This window comes from Cesiribacter andamanensis AMV16 (assembly GCF_000348925.1).
GTDB lineage: Bacteria > Bacteroidota > Bacteroidia > Cytophagales > Cyclobacteriaceae > Cesiribacter > Cesiribacter andamanensis.
On sequence record NZ_AODQ01000123.1, the window covers coordinates 1 to 13,401 of the forward strand.

Below are 13,401 nucleotides of genomic sequence, written 5' to 3' on the forward strand. Positions count from 1 at the left end.
TGGGTGCGTATCTCGTCTTTCATAAGACTTCTTGATAAAGGGTATTCGTTCTTTGAGTCAGGTCCTATCCTTTTGCCTGCTGCTGCATATTGCGCCACTGCCCTATTGCCCCCGCCTGGCCCCGCAGCCTGCCTGACAGGGAAAGGGGTAGCTAAAACAGGCCTTAATCACACTTCATTAAAGTACTTTGTATTTCAAAGTTTACAGACCAAAAAAAAAGGGTTATCCAGGCGTTCACTCAGCGCTTGCTGGCGACTGCTTATTCCGGCATCACCTTTCTTTCTTGCCCTCGCCCATATAAAGTACTTTGTAATTCAAAGTTAATATTAAAAATCAGATATAAAAGAGCTGCTCCAGAATTTAGTAAAAAAAAGGGGCATACACCTTCTTGGCACACCATCTGCCGGCTGCTGATAAGGAGGGAACTGGCTGTAGGCGATGAGCTTTTTTCCAGAAAGGCCAGCCCAGGGAGGTATACTCCACGGGATCGGATGTAGGGGGCAGGCTATTCTACAGCCCCGCTGATCGATCCGACAGAAGCCTACGTGCGGGCGGGGCGTGGCTGCGCCCTTCCCGCACTTAGGCTGGTATTTTCACTACTTCGGTACCGAGCTGTGCTACTGCCTCCACAATGCGGTGCAATTTTCGGTCCGCCGGCTTCTTTCTGCCGACGCCTGCTTTTCCGGCCTGGGATTTTGCAGCCACCCCTTGCTCTACCAGCGCGGATGCCGGTAGTTGCGGATAGGCATCGAAAAAGGAGGGCAGGTCAAAACTATAGCTAATATCAGCCGCTGCAACGGGGCCCTGCCCCTTTTCCTGAAGATGGTGATTCACTGCATCAAGTGCCCGTTCCTGTACTTCTTCCCAACTATCGGCCTGGGCGGCTATCAGCTGCCGGGTGCCGGCGCCGGGATGTCCCAATACACCAAAGCCCCCATCTGCTTCTTTGATGACGGCCATTACGATTCTTCTTTTTCTCATGCTTCTCTTCCCTTCTAGGCTGCTTTTCACATGTTTGACTCCTGGCAAGTTACCTAAAAATATTAGCATATCAATCCCAATAGTATTAGTAATTGAGAAAAAAGTGTCAGCCTGAATACAAGTGTTTTCAGGATCGCCATTTTTTAGCAGCCTGCAACTGGGCTTACGCGCAATCGCAACAGCAAACAGGCGACTACCTGCCTGAGAAGGACCAGGCATCCGTGGATACCTATGGCATCACTCTAGACGCCTGCAAAGAAAAAAGGGTGAAATGGTAGGTGAAAGCGGATTAGAAACCCATCAGCAGATGCAGCAGGAGCCCGCCCAGGGCAAGTAGCAGCAACAGAATAAGCACATTGCCAAATTCAAGCTGCTTTTGCAACGCCTGCTGGTCAGTATCATCCCCTTCGGTCGGGATGCGGAGCTCTAAAAACTCAAAAAGGATCTGCTTGATGCGCACCATACTAGTAGCTTCCCCAGGCCATAAGCACTCGCCCGGGAATTGCTGCTAAAGGTAAGGCGGTGCTAAAAAGCATGCCACAGAAATTACGGCAAGAACTTACATGGCCAGCCGGGATAAGAGGGGGAGAGCACCATGGGCCGGGAGCGGCAGACAAGACCAGCTTTTTTCCCATACCCGAAGCCCGGCATACAATTGCCGCAGCTAAGCGATTTTGCTGTGGATAGAGCGCCTGCAGGCAGGGGGTTATCCGACGGGCTGGCCGGGGCTACTGCTCCTGCTGCCCGTGCGGAATCAGCACGGTAAAGGTACTTCCCTTGTGCAGCTGGCTGCAGCAGCGGATGCTTCCCCCCAGCTTTTCAACCGCCCGTTTGGCAATGTAGAGTCCAAGTCCGTTGCCCAGGGAGTTGACACTTCCCCTAAAGTACATATCAAAGATCCTGGGCTGGATGTGCGGGGGTATGCCCTGGCCGTTGTCTTCTACCTGCAACTGCAGTACATCACCTGAGTCGTTCAGGCCAGCAAACAGTCTGATGTAGGGACTGGCGGGTGTTGAGAAGGTGATGGCATTTTCCATCAGATTTTCCAGTATGGTCAGCAGCAGGTGATGATTCACCAAGATCAGACAATCGTCACAGCTTATATGAAGCCGGATACCCTTAGCAAACAGCTCCTGCGCAAACTTCTCCTCACAGCTTGCCAGCAGGCTGTGCAGGTTCATGCGGGCATGCGCCTCCAGCTCCTGGCTGCCGATGGACTGCAGCTTGAGCAGCATTTTATCCAGGGCAAGGGTAGTTTCCCGCACTTTCTCAAACAGGCTAATGGCCTGCTGGTCCTGCACCGAGTGGTTGGCCACCTCTACCAGCCCCAGAAAGGTAGTGAGCGGGCGGCGGAAGTCATGAGAGGTGCGGTAAAAAAAGGTTTCCAGTTCCCGGTAGGCAGAATTGAGCTGCAGGGTACGCTCATTCACTTCTTTTTCAAGGCTGCTGTTGGCCATCAGCACCTTGTCTGACTGCAGCTCAATTTCCTGATTTTTTCTGTTGAGCTCATCATTAAGGTAGGCCAGTTTGCTGTTGGATTCGATCAGCTCTTCTGACTGCACCAGAATCTCTTCCTGCTGTTCCTGTATCTCTCTGTATTGCCGTTTGAGCTCTGTCTGGGCTTCTCGGTTTTTGCGGTAGAGCCTGAAAATGATCACCAGCAAGATTAGCAGCAGCAACACACTACCGCCTACCAGCCCAATAATGTTGCGCTGAAAGCGGATCTCTGTCTGCTGGGCTGAGATCTTTTGTATTTTGCAACTCCTTTTCGGTTGTTACCAACTGGAGTTCGGCCGCTTTCTCCTGTAGCTGGAAAAGCGCATCGGCCCTGGCCATGCGGCCGGTACTCAGCTCTGCCGTAAGGCTGTCGCTTAGGGCCGTATACGCCTTGAAATAGTAAATGGTGCTATCGGGCATCTGCTGCTGGTCATACAGGCTAATGTAGTTCCTGTAGGTAACCAGTAGCTGGGTAGGCAGGGCAATTCGTTTGGCCATGGCCCCGGCCTGGCTCAGGTAATGGGCTGCCTGTTCATACTGCCTGTTTTGGGTATACCACTCGCCCAGCTTGTTATTAATGAACACAAAGGCGCTTTTATGGCCTATCCGCTGGCTGGTTTGCAGGGCCTGGTTGTAGAGCTCCAGCGCTTTTTGCGGATTACCAAGCTGCAGCTGCACCTGCCCCATGTTGTAGAGCGTATAAGTGGCACCCCACCAGTTTTTGATGCGCAGGCGAATGGTCAGCGCCTCCTGCAGCGATTGCCAGGCTTCGGACAAACGCCCTTGTTTCAGGGCAGCATACCCGATGAGGTTTTTGTTTTGGGCAATACTGGCAGAATCGCCAATCTCCCGGGCAAACTGCAGGGACTTGGCGGCATTCTCCAGGGCCAGGGGATAGTTTTCCTGATAGTTGTAGCTCCAGCCAATCTGGGTATAGACCCGTGCCAGATCCTGCCGGGCATTGATTTTCTCAAATTCTTTCAGAGCTGCAAAAAAGTACTCGAAGGCAGCGTGATAACCCCCTTGCTTTTCATAAAGCTCACCAATTTTAAAGAGCAGATGGGCATAGTGCCGCTGGTAAGGATTGATCCTGAGCCTGTCAAGCGCTTTGTTATATTCCACGATGGCGGGGGGGTAATCGCCCCTGGCAAAATAGGTCTCTCCGCGGCTCAGGTGGATGAGCATCTGAACTTCCGGATCGGTATCCGGCCCAATCAGTTCCTGGGCCTGGGCCAGGGAGAATTCTGCCGAATCATAGAGGGCCAGGGAGGTATATACCTCGCTCAGTACACGCCAGGTATCGGCCAGCCGGGAGGGGTCCGGCACGGTTTTGCGAATGGCAAGCGCCTGCTTAAGAAGCCCAAGGGCCTGCTCGTTGCGCGACATTTTATGGGCCAGAATGCCGCTGCTGGCATAGTAGGCGGCATGGAGGGCACCCTCTTTTCCCTTCGGCAGCAGGGCCCGGCTTTTCTCCAGGTAGCGCTGGGCCGAATCGAAATAGGCCTGCTGGCGGTACAGGATGCTCATGCGCAGGTAGGTCTTTGCCGGATAGTCGGCAGCCACCTGGCTCCGGATGGCCTGCACTGCCTGGTTGTAGTGGCTAAGGGCGGTTGGGTACTCGCCTTTATAGAAATAATAATTGCCAATGGCCGTCAGGGCCTGGGCCTCCCCCCTGGGATAAGCACTGGTACGGGACAGGCGCAGGGATTCCCGGGCATAGGCCACCCCTTTTTCATAATCATGATTAAAAAGCTGCTGGGCCAGGTCATGCTGCAGATCGGCTCTAAGCTGTTCATCTTCTGTATGCGCAAGCACGGTTGACAGGCTATCAATATGCCTGTTTTGGGCCCATACGCACGAAAAGCTGAACAGCCCGGCTAGCAGCAGGCTGTAACGCACTACCAACATGGTGGTTTTTCGGCTCACTTGTTCATGGATGGTATGGCTTGAATACCGTTGGGCAAAGCGGCAGGGTTTATTTTGCAGCGAAAGGGTACACATCCGTCATTACACACAGGCGAAACTATAATGCTTCCAGTCCCTGTTGCTCACACCCCCATAGCCTTGCTGGCCAGCAGCTTTCCCAGAAAACCTGGCACCCAATAGCACTTGTTCGGCGCACCACAGGGCAACAGCATATCGGGTAGCCAGCTGGGCTCTCTGCCATAAGACACTTATCTACAGGCACTAGCAACTGGCGCGCGCACAAGACCGGCATGGGGGATCAGGGCACTTTCACCCTAATTTAATTGTATTTTCCCAGATTCGGTTCCGGCTTCTCACATTTTGTTTCAACACCCTTCTTAACATTATTCATCCAGATACCACGCCCCTGCCTGCTCCCTCCCGCACCAGTCCGGCCCTCAGGCTACGCTACCTACCCCCTACCCCAGGTTCTGCCACAGTACGGGCAGATCGTATACCTGCGTAAGCAGCGGCTGAATCGTCAGGAGAATTCCGTTGGGGCTGGGACATGCGCATTCCCCCTGGCTGGAGACCTTGCCAGCACAGGTGGGGCGGGCCTTTTCCTGCTGGTTTCTTTTAAGATCCCGATGGCTGCAGAAGGCTTAATGTAAACTGGCTAAGGCGGGAGAGCTGCTATTTAAACACCAGTGCCGGGGTTTTCTCCCGGGCCCAGCGCACAATCTGTGCCCCTACCTGGCGGCCCAGGGTTTCGCCGGCTACATTATCACTGGGGTAATGCACCCCTCCCTCAAAGCGGGAATGGGTTGCTTCTTTGGCCATCTCAAAAAACAACTGCCGGTCATAGGGGAATAAGTAAGATAGCACCTCGGCGCGGCAGTAGGCCAAGGTGGCATGGCCGGCCGGATAGCTGGGCGAAGGCGGGGTGGTGAAGAGCGGCACAAAGGTAGTATCGTACTGGTCGGGGCGGGCTCTGAAGTAGGTATATTTGGAGTCCCAGTGCGCTACCTGGTTGTCATAATCGGAAATGCTGATAAGGGCATATACAAGAGCTGCCCGGGGGGCATTGTTGCTAAGGTTGTACTCCAGCACCTTTTGATCTACCACCTCGCCCCAGGGCCAGGAAAATTCCCAGCGAAACGCCCGGTGCCTGGCCGGTAAATCGGGTGTATAGGCTTTCATTTCTTCCATGTCTTTTTCAAAGGCAGGGGGTGGCGGGGAGCGAAACTGGCTGGCAGTGCTCAGGGCCCAGGTCTTAAGATTTGGCAAGTCTTTCTTTATGGGTTTACCGCTATAATAGTCCCGCCCTAGGGGCAGCTTGCCTGGCCAGGGCTTGTCAAATCCATCCTGCTTTGCCCGCTCAATAACCTGCTCGGCTACCTGTACCCCCAGGGCAAAGCCCGCCTCCACATCGCTGGGGTACTGCAGCCCAGCTGCCACCCGGGACTGCCCGGCTTTTTTGGCCAGCAGCAGCAGCGAATCTGCCTTTGCCGGAAACAGATAAGCCAGTACCGTAGCAGCAGCCCCGGCCGTAACAGCGTGCTCGCAGGGATACGAGGGGCTTAGGGGCACCGCTACCAGGCTGCTGATCTTATCCGAGGCCTCGAACGGACGGCTGCGGGCATAGGTGTATTTAGCCTGCCAGGCCGCCAGGGTAGCATCGTAAATGGCCACATTCATATAGGCATAAGTTCTGGCCCAGTACTGGGTAGAATCCCATAGATTATCGGCGATGCGCTGCCAGCGGTAGGCGGCCGGGCCGGCATTCCAGTAATGGATCTCGGCCCATGCGGCCGAATCCAGCTGCTGCTGCAGGGCCAGCACGGCAGCCAACTCGCTCTGGCTGGCCTTTTTCGCAGGGGGTGGTGCCGGCATTACCGCCTGCACCGAGGGGATCACCCAGGGCTGCCAGCTGCCGGCGGTGGGCTCTACACCATTGGCATACTTGCGGGGCTGCGCCATACACAGGCTGCAGGGCAGCAGGATCAGGAGACAGAAAAAGCGAACATTGTTCATGACCAATTAAAGGTTGGGTACCAAAAAGTTAGTGATCGAGCCGAGGTGCGGCCCGCCTCGGGGAAGGTAGCAGAAGAGCACCCGTAAAAAATACCCTGATGATGTGATCTTGCCCAAAAAAGGGAAGGCGGGATGCACCAGGCCACATCTTATCAGATCGGGGATATGCATAGCCAGCCTTGCACTTGGAAAGAGCACAACAAAGGCACCGTTAGGTACCAGCAGGAACCATTGGTATTTCGGGTCAGTGGGTGGATAGAAAGCGTGCAAAAGCACTTGCTCCAGCAGCTATTGTCTACATATCTTCTGCTCCATACACTGCTTTTCTCCCAGCATCAGCCCTTGATCAGGAGCTTCAAAAGATGCTGTGCACTTTCCGATCTTCCCAGCGGCTCCAGCAGCAGCACAAACAGGTTTATCCCTATTGCCAGGTAGGTGGCCGGATGCTGCAGCTTGCGGTATTTCCAGGCACCGGCCAGCACCATGCCAATGATGAGCACTTGTGTAAGGTACAAAGGAGCCATGATGTCGATGTGTGGAAAATCCCGGATGTGCACAACTACCCATAGCACCTGAATACCCCTGCCCAGGGCCGGCATCATGATGATGAATACGGTGGAGATCAGCCACCAGGCATGGCTCTCGAACTGCTTTCTGTGCAGTATGCTCATGACAACGGCCAGGCCAAAGGCGGTCATCATCACAATTTCTACGGCCGCCACCCCATAAAAGAACCAGGGCTCAAAGGGGCCAAAACGCTCCCGCGCTACAGCAGCCAGCTCGGCGGTCTGTATATCCCGATGCAGCATGCTGAGGGCCGTAAAGCTAACTGCGCCGGCCATGAACATGCCAATAATGCCCCAGGTACGGTGCCTGTGCAACTGGCCATGGGTAGCAAAATAAGGCTGTATGATCAGAAACAGATACCAGGCTGTGCCCGTCCAGTAGTGCACATGTACCGACCAGGCATTATCGGTAAAATCGCCCCAGTAATCCCTAAAAATGCCCAGCTGCATAAAGAACATGGGCAGCAGCAACCACAGATGCAGGGTTTTGTACTGAAGCAGGGCCGCAGGGGATGCGTTGCCGACGGGCCGGCGGGCCATCGCCTCCAATGCTGCCAGCTCAGGGAGATTCTTGGCAAGGGGAGCTTTGATCTTCATGGGTAGCTTGTATAATGAGTATATAATACCTATTCGTATAGGGCATATCGGCGGCAACTTGGTCCCCTGGCGGCAGGGGCTGCATAGCTGGCAACTTAGTGAGCAGAAGTGGCAGAGGCCTCAGGGGCTTGCTTCTCAAAGAGATCTTCTTCTATCCAGTAGCTGACCAGCCAGCGCACCTGCCCGCTGGCATCGCGCTTAAAGCTGAGGGGGGTAGACAGGCCCAACGCCTCGAAGCGCTGGTTGCCTACGTGCACCAGCTCCATAAAATCGCCCCCTTCGCTGATCAGCAGCTTATCCCCTTCCTGCTTTACCTCCACCGAAAAGCCATCGGGATGCCGGTAGCTGCCTGTAAAGGCCGCATAGGCCGAAGGGTGGTTCGGGGCTGGAGGCAAACCGCACATCGGTTAGCGTCCGGGCATGGGTGGCCATCAGGATGGGAGTATCTGCTGGCGCTGCTTCCGCTACGGTTGCTGTTTCGTCCGGCTTTGCCTGTTCGGCACAGCCCCCACAGACAAGGGCCACTAGCAGGCTACCTACAAGGCATTTCAGGTAAAGGGATACAGCTGAAGCGCAGGCTTTCATGAAAAGGCATGGCTTGAAAAAGGAGTAAATGCCTAAAGGTAGTCCAACCCCACTCCCCGGAAATCACATGATAATGTGATGAGGGAAAGAGGGATGTGCTGGCTGTTTATTCGCCGCTCTCCATCAACTGCACGACTATTTAAATTCAAGCAGGATTGCAAAGAAGGGCAAGACCTCGGTAGTAATTCTGCCGGAAGTGCCACCTATGTTATCGACATGCCCTCCAATATATTCTTCCGCTTCGTGCTGAATACCCAATGCCGAAAGCCTTGCGCTTAATTCTCGACAGGTAGCGGGGATGTGTGGAAACTCTTCCTGTCTACCCCAGTCAAATTTAAGTCCGCGCAGCAATTTTAGGGCATCGATGTGGTGGTGGGCCATGTTGATCGGAAAATTCTTTTCCCATAGTTCCAGCACCTCTACATGAATGCTTCGCTCCGTTCCCTGATAACTAACCGGCAATTTTGCCTGAAGCGGCTGGGCATTGACATCGGGCGAAAAAGACCTTCCCAAGGCCGCCATTAAAGGTGTCCAAAACCTACTCGGATTAATCGTGGGATCCTCATCATGCTGTAAAATAGCTGCCTCATTGGTAACTTCCTGCAGTGTTCGAAACGCGGCATTATCAAGGTTAAATTCTTTACTCCAATGGAGTGCGCCCGGACTTAAGGCGTAGGCTGCATTATATATATCCGGGTATTTCATGACAATCCGCAACACGCCATTACCGCCCATAGAATGTCCAAATAAACCACGCGCTTCTTTCCGCGGAATCGTTCGGTAGTTTAGATCAACATGCTTTACAAGGTCATGAGCAATAAAATCGCCCCAGTTGCCATTAACAACCGAGTTGGTATAAAACGATCCGAAATAGCGACTCTCGCAATTGGGGATAACTAAAAGAACCGGAGGGATGCGTTGTTGGGCAATAGCCCGATCCATCACCTTCTTTAGCTCCAGCCAAACTACCATCAGGCTATCGTTTACCCCATAGCCATGAAGAAAGTAAATGACAGGGTATCGCATTTTACTCTTCTCGTAGCCAGGAGGAAGATAAATGGATACGCTTCGGGTAGGTTCCTCACCACCGACATTATCTGCCAGAGAAGGGGCAGTATAGTTTATGCGGTCAAACCTTCCCCCTTCGGCTTTCTGCGACCATGCCTGCGAGGCTCCCAAACCAATAAAGATGGTGCACAAGAAGATGTGTTTTAACTGATGCATTATTCTAACTAAGTATATTGTTAAAGTGCCGGGCATATCTCTTTAGAATACAACTACCCGCGCCTGCACCAGTCTTTGCATTCACCAGGTAATACACGGTCTGTTCTTCCGGAAGCTTGCTTATCTGTTTTTATGTTTTTTGATTTCCTCTTCAGATAGCCCCAAAAAGGTGGCAGCATTATTATAAAAAATATCTTCCTTCTGTTTAAGGGTCAGGAAAGGCGCTGCATTGACCGATTCAATAGCATCATCACTGGTATCAGGCCATACGATCTGGTATGTGACAAATAAGAGGCGGTTTCCAAAACCGGCATCGATGAGTGCCTTCAGGTAATTTTCAAATTCCTGCTGAGGCAAAATCCAGTTGATAACGGCAATATCGACATAGAGATTGGGATGCATGTACATGAGCGCTTTCACATCTTCTGTATAAGGCCAGCCGCCATGCATATGGGGCCGCTGTTGCATAGAGCACCGTATTTTTGTTGGGTAGTGTCTGGTGTTGCATGGTCTGGAAAAGCTTTTACTAAAAATAACTCTCTTGCAGCCCTTCGCTATCCCCTAATGATGTGAGCCCCCTTCATGAACTGCTGCCGGTTTTTTTCTCGTCCGTGCTGCAACAACTCGCTTTGGCTGCATACAGGTACCTGTTATCTTTAGGTGGATCGTAAAAAGCAGGGACAGCCCCTGCTCCATGGGCAAACCCCTTTTGCAGGCTCAGTCTTCCCAATTTACAAAAACCAGCTTGCCTGTGTCGGTAAATGCGAAAGACCAGAAGGTGTCTTGTTCTGCAACAGCCTTGTAATAGGCAATACGGGTGATCTTAGCACCATACAACTCTAGAGGCTGAGCAGTGAAACGCTTCAGGTCAATGAATTCAAGCTTTTGAAAGCCTTTGAGGAGCGTTTCCAGTGTTTCGGGTTCCACACCCGAGAAATTGGTCTGTTGGTATAGCTCTCCGCGCTTTATAGGGCTGAGAGACAATTCACGGAACATCGTCTCTAATGCGCGGGTTCTTTTTTTATCCCTATCGGGCTGGGGCTTCCGGTCAGAAATCCTAGTGAAGCCATCCAGGTACTGAGCTGTAATATCATTGGTAAGGGTAAATAGACCCGCCTCCCAAAGGTTGCACAGGATGATAACGTCAAGCTTATTGTTAGAGAAGTGCGTAATTCTGGAGGTAAAGCCCGTTCTGAATAATCCACCATGCTCAATTATCAATTCGTTTCGAAAATAGTAAATGTACCAACCATAGCCATAGGGGATCGCATGGCCGCTGGCAAGCGTACCGGGAGTGAACATTTGCCGTAGGCTTTCCGGCTTCAGCAAGCTGTTATCCTTCAGGGCCAGGCTCCATGTAACCATATCATCCAGCGTAGTAAGCACCCCCACATCGGCTCTGCTTTCTGCAGCCGGTGGGATGTCTTCCCCATTTTCAAGCCTTTCTTCATGCCATCTGTAGCCTGCAGCACGTTCCGGCACAACAGTTCTGTGGTGATAAACAGCCGTAGAAGTCATGCCCAATGGATCGAAAACTCTTTCCTTCAGAAAAGAACTATAGGGTTGGCCGGTAATTTTTTCAATGACCAGGCCCAGAAAAAATGGCCCGCTGCTGTAGTAGAAGCCCTCGCCGGGTTTAAAATACAGGGGATAGCCCATTTGTGCCGAGAGCATCTTTTCATCGGTATGGTGTTGAAAGAAATAGGAAGTAGGTTCATTCCAGTCGTCTCCCAATCCCGAGGTGTGATTCATTAAGTGTGAAAGTGTAATCTCGGCCCAGGAGGCCGGCAGTTCTTTTATGTATGTAGAAAGCTTATCCTGCACCGATAACTTCCCCTCTTCCTGCAGCAGCAATATGGTAGCGCAGGTGATTTGCTTGGTTATGGAGGCAATGGCAAAGCGGGTGCTTTCATTCACCGGCGACTGGTGCTCTACGTTGGCCGTGCCATAATAGGCTTTCCGGACCACCTGCCCCTCCCTGATGATGGCCAACGCCAGCCCGGGGATATGCCTTTTGGACATGTGCTGCCGAACAAGGGAGTCGACCTTCGTATCCGGAGTTAATGCCCTGGATTGTGCCTGCGCCTGAAAGCAGCTGATCAGAAAGCAGGCGATAAAAGTACAAATACCACCTGGCCTTATTTTCGTAGTCATAAATGTCTGGACCATACCGAACCGGTTTTTCATGAATCGTACATGGCTGGGAAACCAAATCAGGTGCGTCCTCCCCCCTTTTTTACACAAAAGAGCACAAGAGCCAAATTCCATAAAACCACAGGTACCCTACCCAGCTTATGGGGTGGATTGTTTTATGCTGGCTCCAGTCATAGATAAACAAGGAGATGAAGAGGCCATTCCAGATAACTGCTTCATATAGGACAAAGGTAGATAGGCTTTCAGCTCCCAACTTATCAGCTACACGGCCAATTACCGGCCCCAGCACATAGATAGTCCCCATTAACAGAAAGCGCTTGTGCCATGCGCCGTATTTTCTGTAGAGATAGGCCAGCAGCACCAATAGCGCAAAACTTGCCGTAAGGAACCGGTTTGCCTTCACATGCTCAGGCATTACCGCCCAGCCTTCATACACGGCAACAAACACCCAAAAGGTACTGAGCACCACCCCAAGGCCAATGAGCATGCCGATGGAACCCAGGGCAATGTGCGTCCTGTAATTCTTTTTGCGGATATGCCAGGATTGCCCCACCAGCAGGAGAAACCAGGCTAAAAAAAACAGGCCATGGACAATGAATTTAGGATCGCTGTTGCTTTCCTGCCCCACATCAAAAAACAAATTATCCGAAAACCCTATCAGAGAAAGCACCAGTAGGAATACGCTAACCCAGAAGAAGTAATCTCTTTTCAGGGAGTCCATTTTTGAAGGTGTTGCAGGGATTTTGCTATTAGCTGCTGTCTCCCTTGCTGGGGCTGTTTTTACGTTCATTTGCTGTAGTATCCGTTGCGTGATAGATTGTTTGGGAATACATTTTCACTACAAGCTGGTAGCACTTTCATCTTCTTTAGTGCCCTTGTAGGAGCTCAGCCTTCAGGCAGGCCTCATCTATGGTACATTGGGGATACGCTCTACCCCCTATACCGCAGCCGGCCTGCTTTCTACAGGTAACTGCACGTCTCTTCGGAATGGCTGCCGCTGCCAGTAGGTAAGACTACGCCAGAGCCACTCCATGGGGCCAAAGCGGTAGTAGCGCATCCAAATGTTGCTATAAAGGATCTGAAACAGCCACACCGCCCCCATCACCCCATAGATCTCCCAGCGCTCCAGCCGGCCATACAAGCCAAAGCCGATGCCATAGAACACCACACCGCAGAGCAGCGACTGCATCAGGTAATTGGTAAAGGCCATCTGGCCAACGGGTTTCATTAAGGCAAAAAAGCCCCTGGCCAGGCCGGATTTCCAGAGCAGCATAATGCCCCCGAAAATGCCCAGCGCCCTGGCTGCGCGCCCCAGCTCGTAATAGGAAAAAGAGCCTTCCTTTAGAAATGTGATGTAGTTGAAATTATAGTAGATCATGCTCTGCAGCCGCAGGTAGGAAAGGATAAGTCCCAGGCCCAGCCCCCCCAGCAGTAAATACCAGTACACTTTTTGAGGGGCATGCCCCGTAATGATGCCCAGTTTATAAAAAGCCATGCCCAGAAACATGAACAGCAGCACATCCCACAGACCCAGGTACAGATAGTTGACCAGCGCATTCTCGTAACGACCGGTTCTGTCCCGGTACAGGGAAGCATAGCTGCCCGTAACATTTTCGATGGTTTCCCGGGCTTTTTTCTGGCGGGCTTCCAGGCTGCTGCTTTCCAGCAGGGCGGTATAGGCGGCCAGGTCTTTTTTCTGCAGCGCAGTAAGGGGTTGCTGCAGGGTATCGATGGCGGCTAGCGGCACCCCCTTCTGCACCACGGCTTTATCGCGGTACAGGTCTACATTGTAGCGGACCGTCATCAGGATCAGGCAGGCGCCTGCCGCTACCAGCAGGGCCCTGGGGGGCAGCCTGCG

13 protein-coding genes are annotated in these 13,401 nt (G+C 52.5%); 1 reads left to right on the forward strand and 12 read right to left on the reverse strand.

Features of this window, described 5'->3' with window-relative positions:
• The coding region (locus tag ADICEAN_RS23375; RefSeq protein WP_236612945.1) for a hypothetical protein at nt 1–324 on the forward strand (324 nt) is incomplete at its 5' end.
• A gap of 255 nt (nt 325–579) precedes the next feature.
• Here the strand turns inward: ADICEAN_RS23375 and ADICEAN_RS22390 are convergent.
• From ADICEAN_RS22390 to ADICEAN_RS17150, 12 genes are all read right to left on the reverse strand, one after another.
• Entirely contained in the window at nt 580–1,200 is a 621-nt protein-coding gene (locus ADICEAN_RS22390) for a hypothetical protein (RefSeq protein ID WP_152426495.1), read from the reverse strand.
• Nucleotides 1,201–1,270: 70 nt separating this feature from the next.
• Entirely contained in the window at nt 1,271–1,444 is a 174-nt protein-coding gene (locus ADICEAN_RS22760; protein WP_009196903.1) for a hypothetical protein, read from the reverse strand.
• Nucleotides 1,445–1,709: 265 nt separating this feature from the next.
• Entirely contained in the window at nt 1,710–2,660 is a 951-nt protein-coding gene (locus tag ADICEAN_RS17105) for a sensor histidine kinase (protein WP_161622726.1), read from the reverse strand.
• A gap of 4 nt (nt 2,661–2,664) precedes the next feature.
• A complete protein-coding gene (locus ADICEAN_RS17110) occupies nt 2,665–4,404 on the reverse strand; it encodes a tetratricopeptide repeat protein (protein ID WP_161622727.1) in 1,740 nt (579 codons plus the stop codon).
• Between the two features lie 672 nt (nt 4,405–5,076).
• Nucleotides 5,077–6,417 carry a phosphatase PAP2 family protein gene (locus ADICEAN_RS17115; RefSeq protein ID WP_009196906.1) on the reverse strand — a complete coding sequence of 447 codons (1,341 nt, stop codon included), beginning with the start codon at nt 6,415–6,417 and terminating at the stop codon, nt 5,077–5,079.
• A 335-nt stretch (nt 6,418–6,752) separates the two neighbouring features.
• On the reverse strand, nt 6,753–7,580 hold the full coding sequence (locus ADICEAN_RS17120) for a hypothetical protein (protein ID WP_009196907.1): 828 nt from the start codon (nt 7,578–7,580) through the stop codon (nt 6,753–6,755).
• 95 nt (nt 7,581–7,675) lie between these two features.
• On the reverse strand, nt 7,676–7,975 hold the full coding sequence (locus ADICEAN_RS17125; protein WP_040397836.1) for a DUF3471 domain-containing protein: 300 nt from the start codon (nt 7,973–7,975) through the stop codon (nt 7,676–7,678).
• A gap of 325 nt (nt 7,976–8,300) precedes the next feature.
• Nucleotides 8,301–9,389 (reverse strand): alpha/beta hydrolase, encoded by a 1,089-nt coding sequence (locus ADICEAN_RS17130; protein ID WP_009196909.1) that lies wholly within the window; start codon nt 9,387–9,389, stop codon nt 8,301–8,303.
• A 120-nt stretch (nt 9,390–9,509) separates the two neighbouring features.
• On the reverse strand, nt 9,510–9,857 hold the full coding sequence (locus ADICEAN_RS17135; RefSeq protein ID WP_009196910.1) for an amidohydrolase family protein: 348 nt from the start codon (nt 9,855–9,857) through the stop codon (nt 9,510–9,512).
• 249 nt (nt 9,858–10,106) lie between these two features.
• Nucleotides 10,107–11,576 carry a serine hydrolase domain-containing protein gene (locus ADICEAN_RS21515; protein WP_161622728.1) on the reverse strand — a complete coding sequence of 490 codons (1,470 nt, stop codon included), beginning with the start codon at nt 11,574–11,576 and terminating at the stop codon, nt 10,107–10,109.
• A 49-nt stretch (nt 11,577–11,625) separates the two neighbouring features.
• Nucleotides 11,626–12,264 carry a hypothetical protein gene (locus tag ADICEAN_RS17145; RefSeq protein ID WP_009196912.1) on the reverse strand — a complete coding sequence of 213 codons (639 nt, stop codon included), beginning with the start codon at nt 12,262–12,264 and terminating at the stop codon, nt 11,626–11,628.
• Nucleotides 12,265–12,480: 216 nt separating this feature from the next.
• Nucleotides 12,481–13,401: DUF418 domain-containing protein (locus ADICEAN_RS17150; protein ID WP_152426497.1), on the reverse strand; the 921-nt coding region annotated here is incomplete at its 5' end.

Bases quoted from the DNA above. Each gene is read 5' to 3' on its own strand.
- ADICEAN_RS22390 (WP_152426495.1), bottom strand. From the start codon at position 1,200: ATGCCTGGTCCTTCTCAGGCAGGTAGTCGCCTGTTTGCTGTTGCGATT.
- ADICEAN_RS22760 (WP_009196903.1), bottom strand. From the start codon at position 1,444: ATGGTGCGCATCAAGCAGATCCTTTTTGAGTTTTTAGAGCTCCGCATC.
- ADICEAN_RS17115 (WP_009196906.1), bottom strand. From the start codon at position 6,417: ATGAACAATGTTCGCTTTTTCTGTCTCCTGATCCTGCTGCCCTGCAGC.
- ADICEAN_RS17120 (WP_009196907.1), bottom strand. From the start codon at position 7,580: ATGAAGATCAAAGCTCCCCTTGCCAAGAATCTCCCTGAGCTGGCAGCA.
- ADICEAN_RS17130 (WP_009196909.1), bottom strand. From the start codon at position 9,389: ATGCATCAGTTAAAACACATCTTCTTGTGCACCATCTTTATTGGTTTG.
- ADICEAN_RS17135 (WP_009196910.1), bottom strand. From the start codon at position 9,857: ATGCAACAGCGGCCCCATATGCATGGCGGCTGGCCTTATACAGAAGAT.
- ADICEAN_RS21515 (WP_161622728.1), bottom strand. From the start codon at position 11,576: ATGAAAAACCGGTTCGGTATGGTCCAGACATTTATGACTACGAAAATA.
- ADICEAN_RS17145 (WP_009196912.1), bottom strand. From the start codon at position 12,264: ATGGACTCCCTGAAAAGAGATTACTTCTTCTGGGTTAGCGTATTCCTA.